We start from the raw sequence: 19,078 nt of genomic DNA on the forward strand, positions 1-19,078 counted from the left end.
TGGGCTCGGTTCACCCTCAGGGCTTCGCCAGAACGTCCCAAGGCACCTCCCGCGCCAGCTCCGCACCTCCGGCAAGCACGAACACCGCCGTTCCCGCGATCGCCGCGAGCGAGAGCAGCACTTGCCAGAAGTAAGGCACCGCGCTGAGCACGCCGGCCTTCGTCTCGAGCCTCGAAAGGATGACGTGCCCGAGCATGCCCCTCCTGAACCAGCCGGTTGCCCGGCCGGTCTCACCGATGTGATTCTTGACCCGCAGCCAGCCGCTGAGGAGGTCGCCGATCACCCCGAACATGGAGCGAAAGTCGAGCGTCGTGAAGCCGCTCGCATCGCGCATGACGAGGTCCTCGCCGACGAATGAGCCGGCATCCGCACGGCCGATCGCGGTTCCCTCGAGCCGCACCGGTCGCCCGATCACCGGCGAGGCGCGCGGGTCCGACATCAGCGCCATCACCGTCGTCGGCTTCGGCTCGCCCATCGGATAGCGCAGGAACAACGTCGCGATCACCGTCGCCGCCCCCGTCGCGAGGGCGAGATACCAATACCCGGCCAGCACCGTGAGGAGAGCGACCAAGTAGGGCGCGAAATAGATCGCAGCCTCCTTGAGGAAATGCGGCCAGAGCTCGCCCTTGTCGACGCCCGCCCGGCGCGCCGCCCCCGCGATGTCCATCTGGAACGGCTTGCCCGCCGCCTTGGCCATCTCGCCGAGCGCCAGGATGCGCTTGCCCGTGAGCGGATGCGTCGAGTTCAGCTCGGCGAACCACGCCCAGGGATTGTAGCCATCGAACAGCATGGCTTCGGCCGGGATCGGCGTCGGCTTGTGCACCGGCTTGCCATAGCGGTCGCACGGTCCATCGGGTCCGTCGGGACCTTCGCCGGTCGAGGCCATCAGACCGACCGAGTGCGCGTTCTTGACGTCGATGAGCCCCATGTGGCGGGTGCTCCGCAGAAGCTGAGCCGTGCTGTCGCTGTCCTCGACCTTGGCAATGCCGTACGCCACCTTGACGAGGGCGCTGGCGAGATGTCCGGGTGATGTGCGGCTCGCGGCGAATGCGTCGGCCATGTATTCCCGCGTGCGGCTGAGGTAGAGCAGCAGGTATTGCCCGATCCAATAGAAGACGAGTGCGGCGAACCCGACCCCAGCGAGACTGTTCTTCTTGTCGCTCGACCCCCGGTTGCGCTTCGTGGTGTGAACGTAGATCTGATAGAGGATCTGAACGAGGCAGCCGGCGATCGTCATCACGATGAAGTCGCGGTGAACGATGTGGCCGAGTTCGTGCGCCACCACCGCCCGCGTCTCGTCCTCGTCGAGGAACTCGAAGATCCCCTCTGTCAGCACGATCCGGGCATTGCCGCGCCCGCGCCCGTACGTGAACGCCGTTGGATTGCGGTCCGCGATGATACCGACGCGGGCCGGCGTGAACGCGAATTCTCGGGCGACCTCGTGAAGCATGCGGTGGACGTGCGGATGGCGCGTCTCGAGCTCCTGGTCGCTGAGGAATTTCATCCCGTTGATCCAGGACAGCGAGAGGTCGAGCAGCCAGGGGCTGAGCAGCCAGATCAGCACGCTGATGACGATCGTCGCGGCGATCGTGAACGGCAGCGAGATCGCGTCCATCGTCATGAGGATGGCGAGGATGAGGCTCGCGATCATGCCGACGAGGAGGCCGAGCGTCACGATCGAGGCGGTGAGGAGGCGACCCATGGCCATTTCTCCCGCGAGACCGACGCGCACACCCTGGGCAACGGTCCGCGCGGGAACTTTATCCGAGTGCGGAGCGTTGCGCCAGACGTCCGCTGAAGGGTCGGCGCCGCCCCTCAGGCGGTCGCGAGCGCCCGTTCGAGGTCGGCGATGAGATCCAAGGGGCTTTCCAGCCCGACGCTGAGCCGCACGGTGCCGGGCCCGATGCCGAGTTCGGCCCGCGCCTCCTCGCTGAGCCGCTGGTGTGTCGTCGTTGCCGGATGCGTGATGAGGCTCTTGGTATCGCCGAGGTTGTTGGAGATGGAAATGACGCTCAGCGCATTGAGCATGGCGAATGCCGCGCTCTTGCCGCCGGTGAGCGAGAACGCCACCATCGGCCCGCCCCCCGCCATCTGACGGCGCGCCAACTCGGCCTGCGGATGGTCGGCCCGCCCCGGATACATGAGATCGCGCACCTTGGGATGGCCAGCGATATGATCGGCGAGCACGGCCGCCGTCGCGCATTGCCGCTCGACCCGGAGCGCCATCGTCTCGAGGCCCTTGAGCAGCACCCAGGCGTTGAACGGCGAGAGCGATGGCCCGGTGTGCTTGAGGTAGTCGTGGAGCTTCTTTTCGATGAACTCCTTGTCGCCGAGCACGACTCCGCCGAGGCATCGCCCCTGTCCGTCGATGTGCTTGGTCGCCGAATAGGTGACGACGTGCGCTCCGAGCGCCAGCGGGCGCTGCAGCATCGGCGTGGCAAAGACGTTGTCGACGACGACCTTTGCCCCGATCTGCCGGGCGATGGCCGAAACTCCGGCGATATCGACCAGCTCGAGTGTCGGATTGGTTGGCGATTCGAGAAACATCACCTTCGTTTCGGGGCGGCACGCTTGCTCCCAGGCGCCAAGGTCGCGACCATCGATCAACGTCGAGGAAACCCCGAAGCGCGGCAACAGATCCTCGATGATGTAGCGGCAGGAGCCGAACAGCGCCTTTGCCGCAACGACGTGATCCCCGGCCTCGAGCTGGCTGAAGAGCGCGGCCGCCACTGCCGCCATGCCGCTACCGGTGCCGCGCGCCGCCTCCGCTCCCTCGAGCAGACGGATGCGCTCCTCGAACATGGCGACCGTCGGATTGGCATAGCGGCTGTAGACGAAGCCGGGCACGTCCCCCTTGAAGCGGGCCTCCGCCTCCTCGGCCGTGCGATAGACGAAGCCGGAGTTGAGGAAAATCGCCTCCGACGTCTCGCCGAACTGCGAGCGCAACGTGCCGCCGTGCACCAGCGTGGTCGTCGGATCGGGCGCCTGATCGTCGTCGTCGGGGGTGGCGGACATGAGTTTCCCTCCATGCTCGGGAGCATGCCGGGGGCCGCGTCGTCCTTTCCGGGAGAACATCGGCCCTTTAGCGACTTCTTTAACGTGGCTGCAAGCCGGCCGGCCAAATCACCACGAGAGCGCTTCCCATAGGACCGGCGCCGCGCCGAGGTCAAGCATCCTGCGCTCGGTGGGCCGCGCTCGCAACGTTTGACCGGCAGGGTGCCGAGCCGCTAGTCAGCATCGATCGCATCGCTGGTCGTCGCATTCGGCGGGTTGGCGCTGCGGGGTGAGGGAGCCCGAGGGAGCCGATGGCAAGACGAGCCCAGTCGCGAGTGACGGCGAGCGGGATCCTGCCGGATTCCGCGATAGCGGTGCTGTTGCGTGAGGGAGCCATCCTGCCGGCGATGCCACCCGCCCCCGATCAGGTTCAGCCGGCGAGCCTCGACTTGCGGCTCGGCACGACGGCCGTCCGGGTCCGCGCCAGTTTCCTGCCCGGCCCAGGTGTGCCCGTCGCCGAGCGGTTGCGCGAGCTGGCGACCCACCGCGTCGACCTCTCCGCCGGCGCGGTCCTCGAGACCGGCTGCGTCTACGTGGTCCCGCTGATGGAGAGCCTGGCGCTGTCCGCCGACCTTGCCGGCGCCGCCAATCCGAAATCCTCGACCGGCCGGCTCGACGTCTTCACCCGCGTCATCGTCGACGGCGCCACGGCCTTCGATCAGGTGCCCGCCGGCTACCACGGCCCACTCTACGCCGAGATCTGCCCGCAGACCTTCCCGATCCTCGTGCGTCCGGGCTCACGTCTCTCCCAGCTCCGCCTTCGCCGCGGCGACCCACGCGAGGACGATGCCACCCTCACCCGCCTCCAGCGCGAGGTCGGTCTCGTTTCGGGAGGCACCGTCGACATCGACGATGGCATCGCCCTCTCGGTCGATCTCGCGCCGGGCCCGGACGCCCTCGTCGGCTACCGCGCCAAGCGCCACACCGGTGTCGTCGACGTCGATGCCGCCGGCGCCCACCGCATCGCCGATTATTGGGAGCCGATCCGCGCCGGTGATGGCGACCGCCGCTTGATCCTCGATCCCGACCAGTTCTACATCCTCGCCTCCAAGGAGGCGGTCACCATCCCCCCCGGCCACGCCGCCGAGATGATGCCATTCAATCCGCTGGTCGGCGAGTTCAGGGTCCACTATGCCGGCTTCATGGACCCGGGCTTCGGCCATGCCGCGACCGGCGGGGCCGGCGCCCGCGTCGTTCTCGAGGTACGCAGCCACAAGGTACCCTTCATCCTGGAGGACGGCCAGATCATCGGGCGCCTCGTCTACGAGCGCATGTGCGCAGTCCCGGCGACGCTCTACGGTGCCGGTATCGGCAGCCATTACCAGGCCCAGGGTTTGAAGCTTTCCAAGCACTTCGTGTGATCGGCCAGCCCCCACGGCGGACCTGATCGTGGATGAGGAACGAGCGGGAGCAGAACATCATGCGGATCGCCATCATCGGGCTCGGCGCCATGGGCAGCGTCTATGCCGCGCACTTCGCCGAGGCCGGCCACGAGGTCTGGGGCATCGACCTCTGGCGCGAGCACCTCGAGGCGATCCGCGCGCGCGGCCTGCGGATCGAGGGGCCCCTCGGCGACCGCACGGTCGGCGGATTGCAAGTGACCGACCGGGCCGAGGCCGTCGGCCCCGTCGACCTCGTCGTGCTCGCAACCAAGGCCGCCGGCGTTGCCGCTGCCGCGCGTGCGAGCCTGCCGCTCCTCGGGCCGGAAACCCCGGTCCTCACCATCCAGAACGGCCTCGGCGCCTACGAGCGCATTTCCGGCGAACTCGCGCCCGAGCGCGTGCTCCTCGGGGTCGCCGACGGCTTCGGTGCCGCGATGAAGGGGCCCGGGCACGTGCATCACGCCGGTATGAAACTGGTGCGTCTCGGCGAACCGGCGGGTGGCCTGACGCCGCGCCTCGAACGCGTCCGGGAGGCTTGGGCCTCGGCGCGATTCAATGTCGCGACCTATCCCGACATCATGCAACTCGTCTGGGAGAAATTCGTCTGCAATGTCACCTTCAGCGCGCCGTGCACGGTGTTCGGCAAACCGATCGGCGAACTCATGGCCGACCCTCACGCCTGGCCGGTTGCGCTCGCCTGTGGTCGGGAGGCCTTCGCCGCCGGTCGCGGCCACGGCGTCGCCTTTTCGTTCGCTGACATCGATGCCTATGTCACTGCCTTCGGCAACGCCATGCCCACCGCCCGCCCCTCGATGCTGCTCGACCACATCGATGGACGGCGCTCGGAGATCGACAGCATCAATGGCATCGTAGCGCAGAAGGCTGCCGAGGTCGGGCTTTCGGCGCCCTGCAACGAAGTGCTGAGCGCCATCGTGCGCTCGCGCGAATTGGCCTTCACCCGGTGAGCACGACTGCGCTCGTCCGGTCCTACGAGCAGCTCCCACCGCCGAGCACACAGAACTTGGCGCAATGCGGGTGGCAGAGCTTGACGGCGCCCTGATCGAACATGCCGCCGTCGGCCGTGAGGGAAGCGGCCAACGTGCGGCCCATCTCGAAGCGCGGATCGTAGGGCAGCAGCGTGCAGGTCAGAACCTTGGGCGCGTCCTCGCCCTTGCGCTTCACGATCATCCGGCTCGTCGCGCACATGATCTCGCTCGGCTGCTTGCCGAGGATGCTCCAGCAAGCGACGGTGATTTCGGGCACCTCCACTCCGGCATCGATTTCCGGCAGCAGCAGCAATGCCTCGCGGTCCTCGGGATCGATCGACCAGCCATGCTCTGCGATCAGTCTCGCATAGCCGGCACGCGATTGGGCTTCGCTCTCGCCCCAGCAGGTCCGCCCGGCGATGGCGATGTGGAACCCGTTCTCCGCCAGCCAGTCGATGCCCGCCAGCGCCTTGTCCCACGTGTTGGCGCCGCGTTCCTTCTCGTGCAGTTCACGGGTGTGGTGGTCGAGACTGACCCGCAGCGTCAGTTGGTTGCCGTGCTCGCGGGCGAGCGCCAGGAGGCCCGCTTTGACGCCCTTGCGCTGCATCGGCTGCATAGCGTTGGTCAGCACCAGCACCTCGTGCCCGCGCCCGAGCGCATCACCGATCATCGCGACGGCATCGGGATTGAGGAACGGCTCGCCACCCGTGAAGCCGATCTCGCGCGTGCCGAGGCCGAGCGTTGCGATCTCGTCGAGGTAGGCGCCGACCTCTGCCGCGCTGAGGTAGACCAACTGATCGTTCTTCGGCCCGGACAGGATGTAGCAGTTGACGCACTCGATGTTGCAGAGCGTGCCGGTGTTGAACCAGAGCGTCTCCAGTCGAGTGAGCGGCACGCTCGCCCGCGGTTCGCCCTTGGCGGTCCAGTCGGGGTGCTCGAACTTGCCCGGAGTCTCGACTTTTGCCTTGAAGCTGGCCTCGATGTTCACGAACCGTAACCCCCGATCGCTTTCGGACACTATCACGCGGACGCGATCCGGGATGAGTCACGAAGGTGTTATGCTGCGGCCGACCATGGTCGTGACGGTCCGCAACGAGCTGGTAACCTCGTCTATCGCGGTCGGCCGGGCAAGTCACTTGAAGCAAGTGTGATTGGATGTGAGCTGACGGAATGTTCGATTCCCGCATCCGCCCGCTGCTCGACCCACCACTCGCCATGGTGGCCCGGCGCCTCGCCAGCTTCGGCCTGAGCGGCGACCATCTCACCTTCACCGGCCTCGCGCTCGGGCTCGTCGCCGCGCTTTCGGTCGTCGCCGGCCTGTTCGCCGCCGCATTGGTCGCGATCCTGCTGGCGCGGCTCTGCGATGGTCTCGACGGTCCGGTCGCGCGCGCCGCTGGCACCGCCGGCGACCGTGGCGGCTTCATCGACATCACGTTGGATTTCGTCTTCTATGCGCTGCTGCCGCTGGCGTTCGCCTTGCACGATCCCGACCGCAATGCCCTTGCCGCCGCGATCCTCTTGTCGGGCTTCCTCGTCAACGGTGCCGCCTTCCTCGCCTACGCCACCATCGCGGCCCGGCGTGGGTTGACCACCACCGCTCAGGGCACGAAGTCGTTCTACTATTTGAGCGGCCTTACCGAGGGTGCCGAGACGATCGCCGCATTCATCGTCTTTTGCCTCTTGCCTTCATGGTTCTGGCTGCTCGGCCCGCTCTTCGGCCTCGCTTGCTGGGTTTCGGGCCTTGCACGGATCGTCGTCGTCTATCGCGGCATGGCGCCGGGTCCGGCGCCGGCCGAGGCAACCGGCGGCATCGGTGCAGCCCGTCCGGACGATCCCGGCTAGACCGCCATGGCGTGCCGCCGCTCCGCGACATTGCCCGCGAGGTAAGTGTCGAAGCGCGCGCAAACCGTCCGCACGAACGGCTGGCCCGAGGCCGTCAACCGGAAGCCGTCGGCGGTCGGCTCGACCAGGCCGTCGCGATCCTCGGCGACGATCCGCGCGGCCTCGGCCAGGATCGGCTCAGCCGCCGCCTGTCCGAACCGTTCGACAAGGGCGCCGGTGGAGAGACCGAAGGTGCACATCAGCTCCTCGATCACGAGCGCGCGCAATCGGTCGTCGTCCCCCATCCGCCAGCCACGCGCCGTGGCGAGGCCTTCGCTTGCCAGCCGCTCACCATACTCGTGCACCGCGACCGCGTTTTGCGCATAACCCGCCGGCAATCGCGAGATCGCCGAGGCTCCGAACCCGATCAGCGCATCCGCCCGGTCGGTCGTATAGCCCTGGAAATTGCGTGCCACCGCGCCGCTCGCCAGGCTGTCGGTCGCCTTCGCGAAATGGTCGATCCCGATCGCCACGTAGCCGGCCTCCCCGAGCATGGCCGCGAGCCGGCGCGACTGGGCGTGCCGCTCGAGCGGCCCCGGCAGTGCCGCCTCGTCGATCAGCCGCTGGTGTTTCAGCCGGGAGGGCAAATGCGCATAACCGAAGATCGCGATGCGCTCGGGGTCGAGTGACAGGACCTGGCGGAGGGTCCGCGCCACGCTCTCCGTCGTCTGGTGCGGCAACCCATAGACGAGGTCGAGGTTGATCGAGCCGACGCCGAACTCGCGGAACAGCCGCACCGCCCGGGCCGTCGCCTCGAAGCTCTGCATTCGCCCGATCGCCTTCTGCACGACGGGATCGAAATCCTGCACTCCGATCGAGACCCTGTTGAAGCCTGCCTCGGCGAGGCTCGAGGCGCGCGGCGCATCGAGCAGCCGTGGATCGATTTCGACCGCGACTTCCGCATTCCCGGCGAAAATGAAGCGCTCGCGCATCCGGTCGGCGAGCCGCGCGATGTCGCTCGCAGTCAGAATGTCTGGCGAACCGCCGCCCCAATGCATGTGCGTGACGGCATGGCGACCCGGCACCAGCCCGGCCACCGTATCGATCTCCTTGACGAGGAGGTCGAGGTAACTCGAAACGGGCGCGTAGCGTCGTACCGCCTTGGTGCTGCAGCCACAATACCAGCACAGCTCCTGACAGAACGGCACGTGCGTATAGAGCGAGAGCTTGGCCCCTTGTGGCAGCGACGCGAGCCATGCGCGATGCTGATCCGGGCCGACCGACGCATTGAAGTGGTTGGCGGTCGGATAGCTCGTGTAGCGTGGCACCGGCGCGCCATGGCGCTTGAGGAGGTCCTCGATCGTCGTTGCCCCCTTTGCCGTTGCCGTCACCATGTCCCGTCTCCCGCGCACCACGCCACAGCCTTGCTCGTCGCTTGAGCCAAGCGCGGCGCGCCACCACGCGCATTGATCCAGGTCATGGGGGCGACGGTGTACCGGCCGATGGGGTGCCGGACATCGGCGGTGCCGCCTGCCGCCAATCCTGCTCACCGCCACGATCGTCTTGAGACCGCGCGCGCCCGGTGCTAGCGTGCGCACCTGCGTGATTGGCGCACGCGGGTGTAGCTCAATGGTAGAGCAGAAGCTTCCCAAGCTTACGACGAGGGTTCGATTCCCTTCACCCGCTCCAAGCGCCGGCTGTCCGCGACGCCCACCAGCTCACCCCGCGCGCCGCTTTCCCGCTCCCGCCCGCCCGTGTAGGTTGCGGTGAGGTGAGTGAGGCGGCCTGCCCGCGTTCGCCCGCGCCCGGCATGAACGGGCCGCGTTGCCGGCAGGCCGCAGTCGAGAGTGGGGGTGCCCGTGAGCCGTTCCGAAATGTCGAGCAAGGTGACCGACGACCTGCGTTCGGGTGCCCTCGTCTATCACCGCCTGCCACGGCCCGGTAAGCTCGAGGTGGTCCCGACCAAGCCGCTCGGCAACCAACGCGACCTTGCGCTCGCCTATTCGCCCGGCGTCGCGGCGGCATGCGAAGCGATCCGCGACGATCCGGCCGAGGCCGCGAACCTGACGACCCGCGGCAACCTCATCGCCGTCATCACCAACGGCACCGCCGTGCTCGGCCTCGGCAACATCGGCCCGCTGGCCTCCAAACCCGTAATGGAGGGAAAAGCGGTTCTCTTCAAGAAGTTCGCCGCCATCGACGTGTTCGATCTCGAGGTCGAGGCCACCGACGTCGACCGCTTCTGCACCGTCGTCGCCGCCCTCGAGCCGACCTTCGGCGGCATCAACCTCGAGGACATCAAGGCACCCGAGTGCTTCGAGATCGAGGAGCGTCTGCGCCGGGAGATGAAAATCCCGGTCTTCCACGACGACCAGCACGGCACCGCCATCATCGTCGGTGCCGCCGTCCTCAACGGTCTCGCCTGTGCCGGCAAGCGCATCGAGGACGTCAAGATCGTGACCTCCGGCGCCGGCGCCGCCGCGCTCGCCTGCCTCAACATCCTGGTCAGCCTCGGGGCGCGTCGGGAAAATATCTGGGTGACCGACCTCGAGGGTGTCGTCTACCGCGGCCGCACCGCGCTGATGGATCGCTGGAAGGACGTTTATGCCCAGGAGACCGCCGCCCGCACGCTCGCCGAAGTGATCCCTGGCGCCGACGTCTTCCTCGGACTATCGGCCGGTGGCGTCCTCAAGCCCGAGATGCTGCTCGCCATGGCGCCGCGCCCGCTCGTGATGGCACTCGCCAACCCCAATCCCGAGATCATGCCCGACATCGCGGCGGCCACCCGCGACGACATCATGATCTGCACGGGCCGGTCGGATTTTCCGAACCAGGTCAACAATGTGCTCTGCTTTCCCTATATTTTTCGCGGCGCCCTCGACGTCGGTGCGACGACGATCAACGAGGCCATGAAACTCGCCGCCGTCGAGGCGATCGCCGAACTCGCCCGTGCTCCGACCTCCGACGTCGCCGCCAAGGCCTACGGCGGCGAGACCCAGATTTTCGGTCCCAAATCCCTGATCCCGACGCCTTTCGATCCGCGCCTCATCCTGATGATCGCCCCGGCGGTGGCCAGGGCGGCGATGGAGACGGGCGTCGCCACCCGCCCGATCGCCGACATCGATACCTACACCGAGAGCCTCCAGCGCTTCGTTTTCCGCTCCGGCATCGTCATGAAGCCGGTGTTCACCGCCGCTCGCGCTGCGCCCAAGCGCGTGATCTACGCCGAGGGCGAGGACGAGCGCGTTCTCCGCGCGGCACAGGTGGTGCTCGAGGAGGGGCTCGCCGAGCCGATCCTCATCGGCAGGCCGGATGTGATCGAAAAGCGCATCGAGCGCTTCGGCCTCTCGCTGGTGCCGGGCAAGGATTTCGCGGTGGTGAACCCCCAGTCTGATCCGCGTTACCGTGATTATGTGGACACCTACCTCGGCCTCACCTGCCGCCGGGGCGTTACGCCCGATCGTGCCCGCACGGTGGTCCGTACCCGCCCGACCGTGATTGCCGGCCTCGCCGTTCTGCGCGGCGACGCCGACGCCATGATCTGCGGCCTCGAGGGCCGTTTCAGCCGCCATGTCGCGCACATTCGCGACATCATCGGACTTGCCCCCGGCGTCACTGATTTTTCCGCCGTGAGCCTCCTCATCCTGAACCGCGGTGCCTATTTCATCGCCGACACCCAGGTTTCGAAGAATCCCTCCGCCGAGGAAATCGCCGAGATGGCGCGGCTGACGGCCCGCCAGGTCGTGCGCTTCGGCTTCGAACCCAAGATCGCTCTGCTCTCGCATTCCAGCTTCGGCTCGAGCGACAGTGAGAGCGCTCAGAAGATGCGCGAGGCGCTCGCGCTCCTGCGCCAGCGCGCGCCCGAACTCGAGGTCGAAGGCGAGATGCAGGGTGATGCCGCACTCGACGAGGCGGTGCGGATGCGGATCTTCCCGTTCTCGCGGATCTCCGGCGAGGCGAACGTGCTCATCATGCCGAACCTCGACGCTGCGAGCATCTCCTACGAACTGCTCAAGTCGATGGCCAATGCCCTGCCGGTCGGACCGATCCTCATCGGCGCCGCCCGCCCCGCCCATGTCCTGACGCCATCGGTGACGGCGCGCGGCGTTGTCAACATGACCGCGTTCGCCGTTGTTGAGGCCCAGCAGAACGGCGTCTTGACGGGCTTGGAGCGGCCCGGTCGGGGCGAGTGGTCCTGAGGCGGGCGCTCTGCTGCCCCCAGGGTTCGCGTTCTCGGTCGCCAGCCCGGCCGCCTCAGAGATCGCCCGGCACGCCGTAGCTCGGCGCCTGCGTCGGTGCGATCGCGCGGTTGAGGTAATCGATCATCTGTGGCTCGTAGAGCGCCCAGAGTGCCCTGAGCGCGCCGATCGGGTCACTGTCGTGCCAGTCCACCCTGAGATCGACCAGCGGCCAGGCAACCTCGTGCACCACCAGCACGCCGGCCGAATGCACCGGCCCCTCCTCGCCACCGGCCTCGATGCCGCCCTCTAGCGCCCTGATGAGGCGCGCGGCGAGATGACCGTCACTCGCCGTGAATGCCGCGACCATGGCCGCTGGAACCCCGGTGTCGGCGAGGAGGTTGCCCGCCGCGACGCATCCCGCCCCCTCGGCGACAGCGTGGCGCCCGAGCGCGCGAGCGCCCGTGAAATGCCCGGTCCGACCCTCCGCGTCGACCGCGGTGAGCTGCCGGAAGTCGCGGTTCTCGTGGCTCTTTGCCGCCTGTGCCACGGCGTCCGGCGCCGTAAGCCCAAGGCCCATGAGGTCGAGCATCCGGTGCCCGAGCCCCGGATGCGTCACGTTCTGGCTGGCCGCTACGCCGACACCGGCCCGCGCATGTGCGCAGCGCGCGGCGACCGCGGGTGACGATGACGAGATGGCCATGCCGAAAGCGCCTGTCGTGGCGCAGCGTGCGGCGATCGATATGGTCATGCGAGTCCTCCCTTGGTGTCTCCATTGCGCCCGCCCCGTTCAGGCGAGCCGCCGCGTATGGCGCCCCGGCTGGATGGCGCCGTATGGGCGATGCGTCGTCTTTTCCCAGCGGAACGGGTCCCGCCAGAGCTGCCAGACCGCCCGGTAGCAGGCCGCCGAGACCAGCAGCCAGTAGAACGGCAGCGTCAGCGCCGCCAGCGCATTGAGCATCTTGCCCCGCCGCATGGAGGCGACCATGCCGAGCAGGATGGCGCAACCGTAGCCGAGAAGGATGTTGCTCGCCGCCACGATCACGATGGGCTTGGAGAGCGGATGCTCGCCCGGCACCAGGAACTGGCCCTGCGCGAGCGCCAGCCCTGCCCAGAGATAGAAGAAGGGGTGCACGAGCGCCGAGAGCAGCACCCCGCCGATGACCACCTGAAAGCCGAGTGTGCCGCCGAGCCCGAGTTCACGAACGAGGCGCCCCGGTTCGCGATGGTGGACCAGAAGGGTTTGCATCCAGCCCTTCATCCAGCGCGTTCGCTGACGCAGCCAGTCGCCGCTGCTCGCGGGCGCCTCCTCCACCGTCTCGCTCTCGAGCATGCTGACGCGATAGCCGGCGCGCCGCAATCTGACGCCGAGATCGGCATCTTCGGTGACGTTGTAGGCGTCCCAGGCGCCGACCTCCTCGAGCGCGGCGCGGCGGAAGTGGTTCGAGGTTCCCCCGAGCGGCAGGATGAGGCCGAGGTCCTCGTAGGTTGGCAGCAGCGCGTCGAAGAGGCTTGTGTATTCCACGTCGAACAACCGCGGCAGCCAGCCTTCGTGGCCATTGTGAATGGCGAGCCGTGCCTGCAGGCAGGCGACCCGCTCCGGGCTTTCGGCGAACACCTGCGCCGCCCGCCGCAGCTGCAACGGCTCCGGATGGTCTTCCGCGTCGAAGATCGCCACCAGACTGCCACGCGCGCCTGCGAGAGCGAAGTTGAGCGCCTTGGGCTTCGTGCGAGGCGCCGCGTCCGGTACGACGACGATCTCGAACGGCTCACCCGGTCGAAGCCGCTCGAGGGCCTCCCGGGTCGCTGTGTCGCTCGCCTCGATGATCAGCTTGATGTCGAGGCGCGAACGCGGATAGTCGAGCCTCGAAAGCGCCTCGACCAGTTGCGGCGCAACGCCGGCCTCGCGATAGAGTGGGCACAGCAGCGTATAGACCGGCAAATCGTCGTCGCCGAGCTTGAGCCGTGTGGCCCTTGTTCGCCAACGGGTCGACAGCCGGATGAGCGCGGCGAGGCGCAGAATGACGATGATGAGGAAGGGAAGGGTCATGGCAACCGCCGCCGCGACGACCGTGGCATCAGGCACCACCAGGAAGCCGCCGACGACGAGGCCCACGGCGACGGCGAGGCTGGCCGCCTGCCAGCCGTGGATGCCGTCGCGTGCCGAGGCCTGCGGCCATCGCTCGGCGAGGCCGTCGGTGGCCGCACGCAGCCGCGTGGTATCGGCGGGGCAAGGCGGACCCGGCTCGCGACCCATGGACGTCCCCCCCTGCATTGCGCGGCCACCCCGATGTGGTCGGCGCCGACCGTACCTCCTCGAGCTGGGCGCCGACGGTCGTGACAGCCAGATTGAGCTGTTCAGGGTCGGCTTGGCAACGCCCTCGAGGTGTCGGGCGCAACGCGGGGAGGCCACCCGATGAGCTGGATGATCACACGGTCGGCCCCGCGCTCCGAGTGGCAGCCCTTGCCCATCTCGATCGCCGCACGAGCGCCATCGGCCCCTTCGCCGCGCAAGTCGGCATTCCTGGGCGCTCTCCCGGCCCTCCTCGCCCTCATCCTGGTGATGCTTCTGGTGCTGGCGCCCGGCCTGGCGAACGCGCAGACAGCTGCGACCGAGGCCGATCCGGCCGAGGAATTGCTCGACGAGCCGCAGACCCTGCGCGTCTATTCCGCCGACGACTACCCGCCCTTCAACTACATGGACGAGGACGGCGTTCTGACCGGCTTCAACATCGACGTCGCGCGCGCCATTTGCCTCCACCTCGATCTCAACTGCGACATCCAGGTCCGCGACTGGGACGATCTCCTTCCGGCCCTCGCCAGCGGCGACACCGATATCGTCATCGCCTCGTTCGCGATGACCCCCGAGACCGTCGTCCAGGCGGATTTCACGGACCCTTATTATTTCACGCCGGCTCGTTTTGCCATTCGCCGCAACATGGAGGCGAGCGAACCGACCCCGATCGGCCTCGAGGGCGAGCGCATCGCCGTCGTCGCCGACACCGCGCACGAGGCCTACCTGAGGCGCTACTACCAGGACAGCATCATCACGTCCTATCGTACCGAGGCAGAGGCGCGTGACGCGCTCAAGTCTCGGGATGCGAATTATCTCTTCGGCGATGCGATCACGCTTGCCTTCTGGCTCAACGGCACCACATCCGAGGCCTGTTGCGAGTTTCGCGGCGCCGCGCTCGCCGACCCCGTTTATTTTGGTCCCGGCGTCTCGATCGCGGTGCGTCGGGGCAACACGGTCCTGCGCCACGATCTCAACCGGGCGATCGCCGACTTGCGCGCTACCGGTTCGTTCGAGGAGCTGTTCCTGCGCTATTTTCCGCTGCGGGTGTATGATTGAAGGGTGGGCCGCGATGGCCCGGCGTGCGTGCTGATCGGGAACGGTGATGATCGAGGCGGCCCCGGCGAACCCTGCACTCCGTGACGGTCCACCGAATGCGCCTCTCGTGGTCCTGATGCACGGGGCCGGCGCGCCGATGGACAGCAGGCCGATGACCGGTCTTGCCGAGGCCATTGCCGCCCGGGGCCTCGCGGTGCTGCGCTTCGAGCTCGCCTACATGGCGGCAAGGCGCGGGGGCCGCCGGCCGCCACCACCGCGCGTCCAGCATCTGATGGCCGAGATCGAGGAGCGCCTCGACGGACTCCTGGAGCCGCACGAGATTCCGATCACCGCCGGCGGCCACCCGCTCGTCATCCTCGCCGGCAAGTCGATGGGAGGACGGCTTGCGACCATGCTGGCGGACCGCCTCGCGGTCGCCGGCAGGATCGTTGCGGCCGCGGCGTTCGGCTATCCGTTCTTTCCCCCGGGCAAGGCGCGCACGCCGACACTGGTTGCAACGCGTACCGGCCATCTCACGGCCATGAGCACGCCGACCCTCATCGTTCAGGGTACGCGGGATCGCTTCGGAGGTCGCGCCGATGTCGCCGGTCTGTCGTTCGCCCGCCATGTCCGGTTCGCGTGGATCGAAGGCGGCGACCACGATCTCGTGCCGGCCCGGGCCATCGGCCGCTCACCCGAGGACGCTTGGCGCGAAGCGGCCGGTCATCTGGCGGCCTTTGCGGCTGAGATCGACTGAGCGCGTCGTCGGCGCGCTTTCGATGCACCCCGCCGGCCCGCTCCCGCTGGCTTTTGGCGCTAGGAGCGTCGCTCGACGGTGAGCTTCTTGAGTTCGGCGATCGCCTTGGCCGGGTTCAGCCCCTTGGGGCAGGCCTTGGCGCAGTTGAGGATCGTATGGCAGCGGAACAAGCGGAACGGATCCTCGAGATTGTCGAGCCTCTCGCCGGTCTTCTCGTCGCGGCTGTCGACGACCCAGCGATAGGCTTGCAAGAGAATCGCCGGACCGAGATATCGATCCGAATTCCACCAGTAACTGGGGCAGGACGTCGAGCAACAGGCGCACAAGATGCACTCGTAGAGCCCGTCGAGCTTCTCGCGATCCTCGCGTGACTGCAGCCACTCGCGCTGCGGCTCGCTCGTTACGGTCTGCAGCCAAGGCTCGATCGAGCGGTGCTGCGCGAAGAAGTTGGAGAGGTCCGGCACGAGGTCCTTGACCACCTCCATGTGTGGAAGCGGGTAGATTTTCACTGCGCCACGGACGTCCTCGATCGACTTGAGGCACGCCAGCGTGTTGGTGCCGTCGATGTTCATGGAGCACGATCCGCAGATGCCTTCGCGGCACGAACGCCGGAAGGTGAGCGTCGGATCGATCTCGTTCTTGATCTTGATGAGGCCGTCGAGGACCATCGGTCCGCAGTCTGCGGGATCGATATGGTACGTGTCGAGGCGCGGCGACTGCCCGTCGTCCGGGTTCCAGCGATAGACCTTGAACTCGCGCGTGCCGCGCCCTTTGGCGTTCCAGGTGCGGCCTTTGCCGACCTTCGAGTTCTTGGGAAGCGTGAGCTGTACCATGTGCCGAGCCTTGACTTGCGCCCCTGACGCCGCCGTCGGCGCCGCCGTGTGTCGCCGGAAGGTTTAGCCGAGGTCGCGCCCCAGGCAATGCAATTTAAGGCGAACAGGGCCGCTCGTCGTGCCGTCGTGCGTCACGGTGGATACCCGGCCGCCCCCGGCTCAGATCACCCGGTGGGATTTCAACTCGCTGACGCTCGTATGAATGGCCACCGCGATCGCCAGAGCCTCATCGAGCGTGGCCTTGAGGCTCTGGCGCTCGCGCAGCAGCCGGCTCAGTCGCTCCTGCGCCTCGCCGAGCGCGAAGAACAACGTCTCCGGCGGCTCGGTCGCCCCGTCCTCGATGAGGCACATGACCTCGAATGCGTGCTGCGAAGCGGCCGTCAAGAGATTCGCGCCATCGCTCACCAGTCCCTGATAGAGCGGATACGATCGTTGCGGAATCTTCAGTCCGTGCACGCCGAAGGCGATCGGCGCCGAGATGGCGCCGCGATCGCCGACGAAAATCCGGAAATTGCGACCCATGCGATCGAGTACGTCGACGGCCTCGCTCGCCGTGCGCTCGAGGTCGCGCAGCGCATTCATCGACCGCCGGCGATTGGCGTTGGCGACCGCCGGACGCTCGTTCGCGACCCAGTTGATGGCTGCGATCGAGGCGATGGCGCCGAGGGCCGCGATCACCGGCAGCACCGCCGCCAGTGGGTCGGGGCCGATCCGCGTATCGCGTTCCTCGCCGGGGGCAGCCAAGGGAGAGAGCTGTCGTGTCACACGCGTCTCCGCTCGTTGTGCGTGTGCCGTTGCTATAGAAGTGCTCGTGCCGGTTCAAGCGGCCCTTCGGTGTTGTCCGCTATCAGGAATTCGCGAGGGTCTCTCCCGCCCCCGTTCGAGTTCAATCGAAGCTCTCGCCGGCATAGACCCCCCAGAGCTTGGGCTGCTCCACCCAGCCGCGGTAGTCGTCGATCGAAATCTGGCATGTGCGGCCTGTACATCTCGGCACGCTGACGAGAGAGCCAGCCGTGAGGCGCGCGATGACTTTCGCGCTCGCGCCCTGATCGTCGCGGATCGCGACCGTCTCACCCGTTTGCCCCTCGCCAGCGCGGGCCCATGGCAGCACCAGCGCCGTTCGCCGCCCGCTCAGCATGCGTGTGTGCACCCATCCGGTCGCCCCGTCGCTGTCGCGGATCTGACGCCAGACATCGGCTTCGTCGATGATTTCGACCGGGAGACCGACGCGCCGGAACACCCAGTCGATGGGGTAGTCCTGGCCCGGTCCCCGCCGCACATTGACGACGTCGGCCTTGAGGCTGACGAAACGCGGCACCGCGAGACCCGTCTCCCGACCGATGCTGCTGGTCGAGGGCACACCCGACTGCGCATGCGCGGCTCCGTGCCCGCCGATCAGTGAGGCGAGGGCCGCTAGGGCGAACCCGGCGAGAGCGACTGCGCGGGCCTTCCTCATGTTCGTCACCCTGGTTCGATTCCCGACAGCATCGCTTGCTGGTGAGGCAGAACCATGATTTGCCGTTCCCATCAACCGAGGCCTCCCGGCCGCGTTGTGCGTTGTCGTGGCGGAGCGCGATTCGTTTGCTCGGCGCATGCCCAACCCGTGCGGGCTTGCTTTGTCAGGACGGCGAGCATCTGATACTGGTCACACGAGGTGAATCGGCTCCGCCCCCGGGCTCGAGCGACTTGCCGGAGAGATGGCGCGACCGGTTCGCGGTGCGGATGAGCGGGTTCAGCAGGATGTCGAAGAAGAAGCCGATCGTCGTTGTGACACGCAGGTTGCCGGATGTCGTCGAGACGCGCATGCGGGAACTCTTCGATACCCGGCTCAACGTCGACGATCGGCCGATGACGCCGACCGAATTGAGCCTCGCGGTGCGCGAGGCCGACGTCCTCGTTCCGACGGTGACCGATCGCATCGACCGCTCGATCATTTCCCAGGCGGGCCCCCAACTGAAGCTCATCGCCAACTTCGGCACCGGCGTCGACAACATCGACCTCGACACGGCGCGCAATCGCAGCATCATCGTCACGAACACGCCCGGTGTGCTGACCGACGACACCGCCGACATGGCGATGGCGCTGATCCTGGCGGTTCCGCGTCGCCTCGTGGAAGGCGCCGCGTTCCTGAGGTCCGGTGAGAGCCAGTGGCAGGGGTGGTCGCCGACGTGGATGCTCGGCAACCGGATCCATGGCAAGCGCCTCGGCATCATCGGCATGGGCCGCATCGGCACCGCGGTCGCCCGCCGCGCCCGGGCCTTCGGCCTCCAGATCCACTATCACAACCGGCGGCGCGTCTCGGAGGATGTCGAGAGCGATCTCGAGGCCACCTATTGGGAAAGCCTCGACCAGATGCTCGCTCGCATGGACATCATCTCGGTCAACTGCCCGCACACGCCCGCCACCTTCCACCTCCTCTCTGCGCGGCGCCTCAAGCTGCTCAAGCCGACCGCCTACCTCGTCAACACCGCTCGCGGCGAAGTGATCGACGAGAACGCGCTCGCCCGCATGATCGAAATGAACGAGATCGCCGGCGCCGGCCTCGATGTGTTCGAGCACGAGCCGGCCGTGAACCCCAAGCTCCTCAAGAGCGACCGGGTGGTGGTACTGCCGCACATGGGCTCGGCGACGATCGAGGGGCGAGTCGACATGGGCCAGAAAGTCATCATCAACATCAAGACGTTCTTCGATGGCCATTCGCCGCCGGACCGGGTGCACCCCGCGATGTTCTGAGAG

General features: G+C 67.4%; 16 protein-coding genes, 1 tRNA gene and 1 riboswitch. Of the genes, 8 read left to right on the forward strand and 9 right to left on the reverse strand.

Annotation, left to right across the window (positions count from 1 at the left end; genetic code table 11):
- Nucleotides 1-16: 16 nt before the first annotated feature.
- Both GC150_10735 and metZ read right to left on the reverse strand, forming a co-directional pair.
- The gene (locus GC150_10735; protein MBI1385377.1) at nucleotides 17-1,708 is read right to left on the reverse strand and encodes a M48 family metalloprotease; all 1,692 of its coding nucleotides are present in this window, start codon (nucleotides 1,706-1,708) and stop codon (nucleotides 17-19) included.
- A gap of 107 nt (nucleotides 1,709-1,815) precedes the next feature.
- Entirely contained in the window at nucleotides 1,816-3,015 is a 1,200-nt protein-coding gene (gene metZ / locus GC150_10740; protein MBI1385378.1) for an O-succinylhomoserine sulfhydrylase, read from the reverse strand.
- 47 nt (nucleotides 3,016-3,062) lie between these two features.
- A riboswitch (SAM riboswitch) is annotated at nucleotides 3,063-3,140 on the reverse strand.
- 165 nt (nucleotides 3,141-3,305) lie between these two features.
- Between metZ and GC150_10745 the strand changes: the two genes are divergently transcribed.
- A complete protein-coding gene (locus GC150_10745) occupies nucleotides 3,306-4,415 on the forward strand; it encodes a 2'-deoxycytidine 5'-triphosphate deaminase (GenBank protein ID MBI1385379.1) in 1,110 nt (369 codons plus the stop codon).
- Nucleotides 4,416-4,474: 59 nt separating this feature from the next.
- On the forward strand, nucleotides 4,475-5,401 hold the full coding sequence (locus tag GC150_10750; protein ID MBI1385380.1) for a 2-dehydropantoate 2-reductase: 927 nt from the start codon (nucleotides 4,475-4,477) through the stop codon (nucleotides 5,399-5,401).
- Between the two features lie 22 nt (nucleotides 5,402-5,423).
- Here the strand turns inward: GC150_10750 and GC150_10755 are convergent, their stop codons facing one another.
- A complete protein-coding gene (locus GC150_10755; protein ID MBI1385381.1) occupies nucleotides 5,424-6,404 on the reverse strand; it encodes a radical SAM protein in 981 nt (326 codons plus the stop codon).
- Nucleotides 6,405-6,592: 188 nt separating this feature from the next.
- Between GC150_10755 and GC150_10760 the strand changes: the two genes are divergently transcribed.
- The gene (locus GC150_10760; GenBank protein ID MBI1385382.1) at nucleotides 6,593-7,264 is read left to right on the forward strand and encodes a CDP-alcohol phosphatidyltransferase family protein; all 672 of its coding nucleotides are present in this window, start codon (nucleotides 6,593-6,595) and stop codon (nucleotides 7,262-7,264) included.
- On the opposite strand, the gene hemN is transcribed toward GC150_10760, so the two are convergent.
- Nucleotides 7,261-8,637, reverse strand: coding sequence for an oxygen-independent coproporphyrinogen III oxidase (hemN, locus tag GC150_10765; protein ID MBI1385383.1), 1,377 nt, complete (start codon nucleotides 8,635-8,637; stop codon nucleotides 7,261-7,263). The two genes, GC150_10760 and hemN, sit on opposite strands and share 4 nt — an antisense overlap.
- A 221-nt stretch (nucleotides 8,638-8,858) precedes the next feature.
- Between hemN and GC150_10770 the strand changes: the two genes are divergently transcribed.
- Both GC150_10770 and GC150_10775 read left to right on the forward strand, forming a co-directional pair.
- Nucleotides 8,859-8,932: transfer RNA gene (locus tag GC150_10770), tRNA-Gly, on the forward strand.
- Between the two features lie 185 nt (nucleotides 8,933-9,117).
- A complete protein-coding gene (locus tag GC150_10775; protein ID MBI1385384.1) occupies nucleotides 9,118-11,442 on the forward strand; it encodes an NADP-dependent malic enzyme in 2,325 nt (774 codons plus the stop codon).
- A 55-nt stretch (nucleotides 11,443-11,497) separates the two neighbouring features.
- Here the strand turns inward: GC150_10775 and GC150_10780 are convergent, their stop codons facing one another.
- Both GC150_10780 and GC150_10785 read right to left on the reverse strand, forming a co-directional pair.
- Nucleotides 11,498-12,172: a DUF1028 domain-containing protein gene (locus GC150_10780; GenBank protein ID MBI1385385.1), complete on the reverse strand. Its 675-nt coding sequence runs from the start codon at nucleotides 12,170-12,172 to the stop codon at nucleotides 11,498-11,500.
- A gap of 39 nt (nucleotides 12,173-12,211) precedes the next feature.
- The gene (locus tag GC150_10785) at nucleotides 12,212-13,696 is read right to left on the reverse strand and encodes a glycosyltransferase (protein MBI1385386.1); all 1,485 of its coding nucleotides are present in this window, start codon (nucleotides 13,694-13,696) and stop codon (nucleotides 12,212-12,214) included.
- Between the two features lie 141 nt (nucleotides 13,697-13,837).
- Between GC150_10785 and GC150_10790 the strand changes: the two genes are divergently transcribed.
- Complete coding sequence (locus GC150_10790; GenBank protein MBI1385387.1) at nucleotides 13,838-14,773, forward strand: transporter substrate-binding domain-containing protein; 936 nt, start codon at nucleotides 13,838-13,840, stop codon at nucleotides 14,771-14,773.
- Between the two features lie 46 nt (nucleotides 14,774-14,819).
- Nucleotides 14,820-15,509, forward strand: coding sequence for an alpha/beta hydrolase (locus GC150_10795; protein MBI1385388.1), 690 nt, complete (start codon nucleotides 14,820-14,822; stop codon nucleotides 15,507-15,509).
- A gap of 59 nt (nucleotides 15,510-15,568) precedes the next feature.
- Here GC150_10795 and sdhB read toward each other — a convergent pair whose 3' ends face one another.
- From sdhB to GC150_10810, 3 genes are all read right to left on the reverse strand, one after another.
- Nucleotides 15,569-16,342 (reverse strand): succinate dehydrogenase iron-sulfur subunit, encoded by a 774-nt coding sequence (gene sdhB, locus GC150_10800; protein MBI1385389.1) that lies wholly within the window; start codon nucleotides 16,340-16,342, stop codon nucleotides 15,569-15,571.
- 159 nt (nucleotides 16,343-16,501) lie between these two features.
- Nucleotides 16,502-17,107, reverse strand: a complete 606-nt coding sequence (locus tag GC150_10805; protein ID MBI1385390.1) for a hypothetical protein — start codon at nucleotides 17,105-17,107, stop codon at nucleotides 16,502-16,504.
- A gap of 121 nt (nucleotides 17,108-17,228) precedes the next feature.
- Nucleotides 17,229-17,798: a hypothetical protein gene (locus GC150_10810; protein ID MBI1385391.1), complete on the reverse strand. Its 570-nt coding sequence runs from the start codon at nucleotides 17,796-17,798 to the stop codon at nucleotides 17,229-17,231.
- A 284-nt stretch (nucleotides 17,799-18,082) separates the two neighbouring features.
- Between GC150_10810 and GC150_10815 the strand changes: the two genes are divergently transcribed.
- Nucleotides 18,083-19,075, forward strand: coding sequence for a D-glycerate dehydrogenase (locus GC150_10815; GenBank protein ID MBI1385392.1), 993 nt, complete (start codon nucleotides 18,083-18,085; stop codon nucleotides 19,073-19,075).
- Nucleotides 19,076-19,078: the final 3 nt, after the last annotated feature.

Source organism: Hyphomicrobiales bacterium (genome assembly GCA_016125495.1).
In the GTDB taxonomy this organism is placed as follows: Bacteria; Pseudomonadota; Alphaproteobacteria; order Rhizobiales; family RI-29; genus RI-29.

Bases quoted from the DNA above. Each gene is read 5' to 3' on its own strand.
- GC150_10735 (MBI1385377.1), bottom strand. From the start codon at position 1,708: ATGGCCATGGGTCGCCTCCTCACCGCCTCGATCGTGACGCTCGGCCTC.
- metZ (MBI1385378.1), bottom strand. From the start codon at position 3,015: ATGTCCGCCACCCCCGACGACGACGATCAGGCGCCCGATCCGACGACC.
- GC150_10745 (MBI1385379.1), top strand. From the start codon at position 3,306: ATGGCAAGACGAGCCCAGTCGCGAGTGACGGCGAGCGGGATCCTGCCG.
- GC150_10750 (MBI1385380.1), top strand. From the start codon at position 4,475: ATGCGGATCGCCATCATCGGGCTCGGCGCCATGGGCAGCGTCTATGCC.
- GC150_10760 (MBI1385382.1), top strand. From the start codon at position 6,593: ATGTTCGATTCCCGCATCCGCCCGCTGCTCGACCCACCACTCGCCATG.
- hemN (MBI1385383.1), bottom strand. From the start codon at position 8,637: ATGGTGACGGCAACGGCAAAGGGGGCAACGACGATCGAGGACCTCCTC.
- GC150_10775 (MBI1385384.1), top strand. From the start codon at position 9,118: ATGTCGAGCAAGGTGACCGACGACCTGCGTTCGGGTGCCCTCGTCTAT.
- GC150_10780 (MBI1385385.1), bottom strand. From the start codon at position 12,172: ATGACCATATCGATCGCCGCACGCTGCGCCACGACAGGCGCTTTCGGC.
- GC150_10785 (MBI1385386.1), bottom strand. From the start codon at position 13,696: ATGCAGGGGGGGACGTCCATGGGTCGCGAGCCGGGTCCGCCTTGCCCC.
- GC150_10790 (MBI1385387.1), top strand. From the start codon at position 13,838: ATGAGCTGGATGATCACACGGTCGGCCCCGCGCTCCGAGTGGCAGCCC.
- GC150_10795 (MBI1385388.1), top strand. From the start codon at position 14,820: ATGATCGAGGCGGCCCCGGCGAACCCTGCACTCCGTGACGGTCCACCG.
- sdhB (MBI1385389.1), bottom strand. From the start codon at position 16,342: ATGGTACAGCTCACGCTTCCCAAGAACTCGAAGGTCGGCAAAGGCCGC.
- GC150_10810 (MBI1385391.1), bottom strand. From the start codon at position 17,798: ATGAGGAAGGCCCGCGCAGTCGCTCTCGCCGGGTTCGCCCTAGCGGCC.
- GC150_10815 (MBI1385392.1), top strand. From the start codon at position 18,083: ATGTCGAAGAAGAAGCCGATCGTCGTTGTGACACGCAGGTTGCCGGAT.